This window comes from Achromobacter sp. 413638, from assembly GCF_043119405.1.
Lineage (GTDB): Bacteria > Pseudomonadota > Gammaproteobacteria > Burkholderiales > Burkholderiaceae_B > Achromobacter.
In genome coordinates this window covers 1-4446 of record NZ_JBICCO010000158.1, presented here as the reverse complement: position 1 = coordinate 4446, position 4446 = coordinate 1, and the positions used below count along the sequence as shown (strand labels likewise).

Genomic DNA, 4446 nt, shown 5'->3' with positions numbered 1-4446 from the left:
CGCGCATGCGCGAGCCGTCGGGCGCGTGCAGCTCCACTTCGTTGCCCGCCAGCCGTTCCAGGATGACGGGCGGCTCGCCGCCATATACCTGGCGGCCGCGGCTGTCCTCGATCCAGATGCCCAGGTGGCCGTGGCCCGCGCGCATGTTGTCCAGCGCGGCGGCCAGTTCGTCCATGCCGCGCGCGCCGCGCTGCATGTCGACCAGGTGCTCGATGAGCTCGAACTTGCCGGTGACTTCGGTGATCTCCTGGCGCGCGACCTCGCGCTTGAGCGCCCAGAACAACGTGGCGCCGGCCAGGCTGGAGACCAGCAGCGCGATGGCGCCCAGCAGCAGCGTCAGCCGCGCCTGCATGGAGCGCGTCCGGCCGGCGGGCGCGGGTTCCGGCCCTGGATCGGATTCCGAGGACGACGCGCCGGTCGCGGCCCGGACGCTCATTCGGGGCGCGACTCCAGCACGTAGCCCATGCCGCGCACGGTATGAAGCAGCTTGGCGTCGAAGGGATCGTCCAGCTTGCCGCGCAGGCGGCGCACCGCCACGTCGATGACGTTGGTGTCGCTGTCGAAATTCATGTCCCAGACCTGCTCGGCCAGCGTGGTGCGCGACAGCACCTGGCCCTGGCGGCGCAGTAGCAGCACGAGCAGGTTGAATTCCTTGGCGGTCAGGTCCAGGCGGCGGACGTCGCGCTGGGCGCGGCGTCGGGCCAGGTCGAGTTCCAGGCCGGCCAGGCGCAGGACAGAAGGCTCTTGCGCGCGGCCACGGCGCAGCAGCGCCTGCACCCGCGCGAGGAATTCGGAAAAGGCGAAGGGCTTGACCAGGTAGTCGTCGGCGCCGCCTTCCAGCCCGCGCACGCGGTCTTCGACGGCGTCGCGCGCGGTCAGCATGAGGATGGGCGTGTCCTTGTGCTCGCGCACCGAGGCCAGGATCTCGAAGCCGTCCACGCCGGGCAGCATGACGTCCAGGATGATGAGGTCGTAGTTGCCCTGCAGCGCGAGATGGCGGCCGTCCACGCCGTCGCGGGCCAGGTCCACGACGTGGCTTTGCTCCGACAGGCCTTTTTTCAGGTAGTCGGCCAGCTTGGGTTCGTCTTCGATGACCAGGATGCGCATGGCCGGAATGTACCACCCGGCCCGCGCGCGCGGCGCAGCGCGCCGCGAAATCAGACGCTGCCTTCCACCGCGATCCGTTCGGGCGGGAAGCGCAGCGCGAAGGTGCTGCCCTTGCCGGGTTCGCTGCTGATCAGCAGCTCGGCGTCGTGCCGCATGGCGATGTGCTTGGTGATGGCCAAGCCCAGTCCGGTGCCGCCGACGGCGCGCGAACGGCCCCGATCCACGCGGTAGAAGCGCTCGGTCAGCCGGGGGATGTGGCGGGCCGGGATGCCGATGCCGGTGTCCTGCACGCTGTAGTGTGCGCCGCCGTCGTCCTCGCGTTCCCAGCGTACGGTGATGGTGCCGCCGTCGGGGGTGTAGCGCACGGCGTTGGTCAGCAGGTTGGACAGCGCCGAGGTCAGCTCGGTCTCCGCGCCCAGCACGTCCAGGGACTCGTCCACATGCCATTCCAGCTTGTGGCGTCCGCCGGACAGGGCTTCGATCTGCTGGCGCGCCTTCTGCAGCAGCGCGCCGATGTTCACCGCCCGCGGGTCGCCGCCGGGCGAGGATTCCAGCGTGGACAGGGTCAGCAGGTCCTCGACGATGGCCTGCATGCGCTGGGCCTGCTCGTGCATCATGTCCAGGTACTGCGCGCGCTGCTCGGCGGGCAGGGCGTCGTCGGGCATGTCGCGCAGTGTCTCCAGGAAGCCCGCCAGCACCGTCAGCGGCGTGCGCAGCTCGTGCGAGACATTGGCGACGAAGTCGCGGCGGGTGGTTTCCAGCCGTTCGATCTGGGTGACGTCGCGCGTGATCAGCAGCCGCTGGTTGCTGGCGTAGGCTGTGAGCTGCATCATCATCAGCCGTTCCTGGCCGTTCTGGCCCAGCCGCACCAGGATCGGATCGGGCCAGGAAGCGCGGTGCGCGTATTCGACGAACTCTGGCGCGCGCAGCAGGTTCAGCAGGTTGTGGCCGCGGTCGGCCGGCAGGCGCAGGCCCAGGTGCTGGCGCGCCATGCGGTTGCACCAGTCGATCTGGAAATCCTCATTGAGCGTCACGGCGCCGTCGGGCAGGGCCTGGGCCGCGGCCAGCATGCCCTGCATGGTGTCGCGGGTCTCGGCCAGTTCACGGGCGCGGGCGCGGGTGTAGCGGTACAGCGGCGCCAGGATGTCGTCCCAGGGGCCGACCGAGGCCGGCGGGGACGTATCGGGATGGTGGGCCCAGTGGGACACCAGGTGCAGCCGCCAGCTGCGCCACAGCAGCATGGCGACCATGGCGACGCTGAAGACGATCCAGCCTGCCGGGTCTCCGATGAGCCAGTGCGCCAGCAGCGCCGCGACCGCCCACAGGGCGACCAGGAAAAGGGTGCGCAGCCAGATCATCGTGGGAGGAAGTCTTAGCGTGCAGGAACCTGTGCCGTGAAGCGGTAGCCGCTGCCTCGCACCGTTTCGACGTGGGCGTCGTGGCCGCTGGGCTCCAGCGCCTTGCGCAGGCGGCGGATATGGACGTCGACGGTGCGTTCCTCGACGAACACGTGGTCGCCCCAGACCTGGTCGAGCAGCTGCGAGCGCGAGAACACGCGTTCCGGATGCGTCATGAAGAAATGCAGCAGGCGGAATTCCGTGGGGCCGATCTGCAGCGACTGGCTGTTGCCGGACAGGCGGTGCGTGACCGGGTCCAGCTTCAGGCCGCCCACGTCGATGACGTCGTCGGTGAGCTGGGGCGCGCGGCGGCGCAGCACGGCCTTGATGCGGGCCATCAGCTCCTTGGGCGAGAAGGGCTTGGTGATGTAGTCGTCGGCGCCGGCTTCCAGGCCGTCGACCTTGTCCTGCTCGGAGCCCTTGGCGGTGAGCATGATGACCGGGACGGCGCGGGTGCGTTCGTCGTTGCGCAGCTTGCGCGCGACGGCCAGGCCGGAGGTGCCGGGCAGCATCCAGTCCAGCAGGATCAGGTCGGGCAGCTCGGCGCGGATCAGGGTCTGGGCCTGGTCGGCGTCGAAGGCGCGCAGCACCTTGTGTCCGGCGAAGGACAGGTTGACGGCGATCAGTTCCTGGATGGCGGGTTCGTCTTCGACGACGAGAATGGTGCTGGACATGGTGGCTGTTTGGGCACGATGCGGAGCGCCGGCGCGGCGCGAACATTGCGATAGTATGGCCGCAATATTTCAGGTATGTGACCGTAGCGCAATAGTATGGCGCGTGGCGGGCCGCCTCCGTGCGTCCGATAGGCTACCATTGGGCGATATATCGGGAATTCACCATGCAAACCCCCTCCGAATCGCAACATTCCGCGGATTCCGCCTCGCAATCCACGCATTTCGGCTTCCAGACCGTGCCGGAAGGCGACAAAGCCCGCAAAGTCGCCGAAGTCTTCCATTCCGTGGCACAGCGCTACGACATCATGAATGATTTCATGTCGGCCGGGCTGCACCGCGTCTGGAAGGCCTTCACCATCGGCCGCGCCGCGATCCGTCCTGGCATGAAGGTGCTGGACATCGCCGGCGGCACGGGCGACCTGGCGCGCGCCTTCGCCAAGCGCGCCGGTCCGGACGGGGAAGTCTGGCTGACCGACATCAACGATTCCATGCTGCGCGTGGGCCGCGACCGTCTGACCGACGCCGGCCAGATCGTCCCGGCCGCCGTCTGCGACGCCGAGCGCCTGCCGTTCCCCACCGGCTATTTCGACCGCGTCAGCGTGGCCTTCGGCCTGCGCAACATGACCCACAAGGACCGCGCGCTGGCCGAGATGACCCGGGTGCTCAAGCCGGGCGGCAAGCTGCTGGTGCTGGAATTCTCCCGCATCGCCAAGCCGCTGGCGCCGGTCTATGATTGGTATTCTTTCAACGTATTGCCCTGGTTGGGCAAGACCGTCGCCAAGGACGAGGCCAGCTACCGCTACCTGGCGGAATCGATCCGCATGCATCCCGACCAGGAAACCCTGGCCGACATGATGCGCACGGCCGGTCTGGAGCGCGTGCAGTACTTCAATCTGACCGCCGGCATCGCCGCGCTGCACGAGGGTGTGCGCCTGGGCTGATACCCCCACTTTTTTCGGACGACCCCCTTACCCACAGGGAACTTGTGGGGCGGGATCTTGTCCGTTATTCTTATGCAATTCAGATTGTTGTAAGGAAAATTCGCGGGTGCGGCGCTACGGGGCGCCGCCTTCGCGAGTACGAGGAGCACACCAACCATGACCAAATTCTGTCTTTCGCGGTTTTTCGCCGCAGCGCTGATCGCCGTTTCCGGCGCGGCGCTGGTGACGGCTTCGTTTGACGCCGAGGCGCGCCGCGCTGGCGGCGGCAGCAGCGTGGGCCGTCAGTCCAGCAACGTGACCCAGCAGCGCCAGGCCACCACGCCGCCG

General features: G+C 68.1%; 4 protein-coding genes and 2 pseudogenes. 2 read left to right on the top strand and 4 right to left on the bottom strand.

The genetic code is table 11. The features are described from left to right. From ACEU5R_RS31790 to phoB, 4 genes and pseudogenes are all read right to left on the bottom strand, one after another. Positions 1 to 436, bottom strand: a pseudogene (locus tag ACEU5R_RS31790) (hypothetical protein); the annotation flags it as partial. After that, entirely contained in the window at positions 433 to 1107 is a 675-nt protein-coding gene (locus tag ACEU5R_RS31785; protein WP_392413878.1) for a heavy metal response regulator transcription factor, read from the bottom strand. The gene ACEU5R_RS31785 and the pseudogene ACEU5R_RS31790, both read right to left, overlap by 4 nt. A 50-nt stretch (positions 1108 to 1157) precedes the next feature. After that, complete coding sequence (gene phoR, locus ACEU5R_RS31780) at positions 1158 to 2465, bottom strand: phosphate regulon sensor histidine kinase PhoR (RefSeq protein WP_103272226.1); 1308 nt, start codon at positions 2463 to 2465, stop codon at positions 1158 to 1160. Between the two features lie 14 nt (positions 2466 to 2479). Continuing rightward, complete coding sequence (gene phoB, locus ACEU5R_RS31775; protein WP_103272227.1) at positions 2480 to 3178, bottom strand: phosphate regulon transcriptional regulator PhoB; 699 nt, start codon at positions 3176 to 3178, stop codon at positions 2480 to 2482. Positions 3179 to 3342: 164 nt separating this feature from the next. Between phoB and ubiE the strand changes: the two genes are divergently transcribed. Both ubiE and ACEU5R_RS31765 read left to right on the top strand, forming a co-directional pair. Beyond that, positions 3343 to 4119, top strand: coding sequence for a bifunctional demethylmenaquinone methyltransferase/2-methoxy-6-polyprenyl-1,4-benzoquinol methylase UbiE (gene ubiE / locus ACEU5R_RS31770; RefSeq protein WP_103272228.1), 777 nt, complete (start codon positions 3343 to 3345; stop codon positions 4117 to 4119). Between the two features lie 156 nt (positions 4120 to 4275). Next, positions 4276 to 4446: pseudogene (locus tag ACEU5R_RS31765) on the top strand (Tim44 domain-containing protein); the annotation flags it as partial.

Excerpts from the sequence above, each read along its gene's own strand:
- ACEU5R_RS31785 (WP_392413878.1), bottom strand. The coding sequence starts at position 1,107 with ATGCGCATCCTGGTCATCGAAGACGAACCCAAGCTGGCCGACTACCTG.
- ubiE (WP_103272228.1), top strand. The coding sequence starts at position 3,343 with ATGCAAACCCCCTCCGAATCGCAACATTCCGCGGATTCCGCCTCGCAA.
- phoB (WP_103272227.1), bottom strand. The coding sequence starts at position 3,178 with ATGTCCAGCACCATTCTCGTCGTCGAAGACGAACCCGCCATCCAGGAA.
- phoR (WP_103272226.1), bottom strand. The coding sequence starts at position 2,465 with ATGATCTGGCTGCGCACCCTTTTCCTGGTCGCCCTGTGGGCGGTCGCG.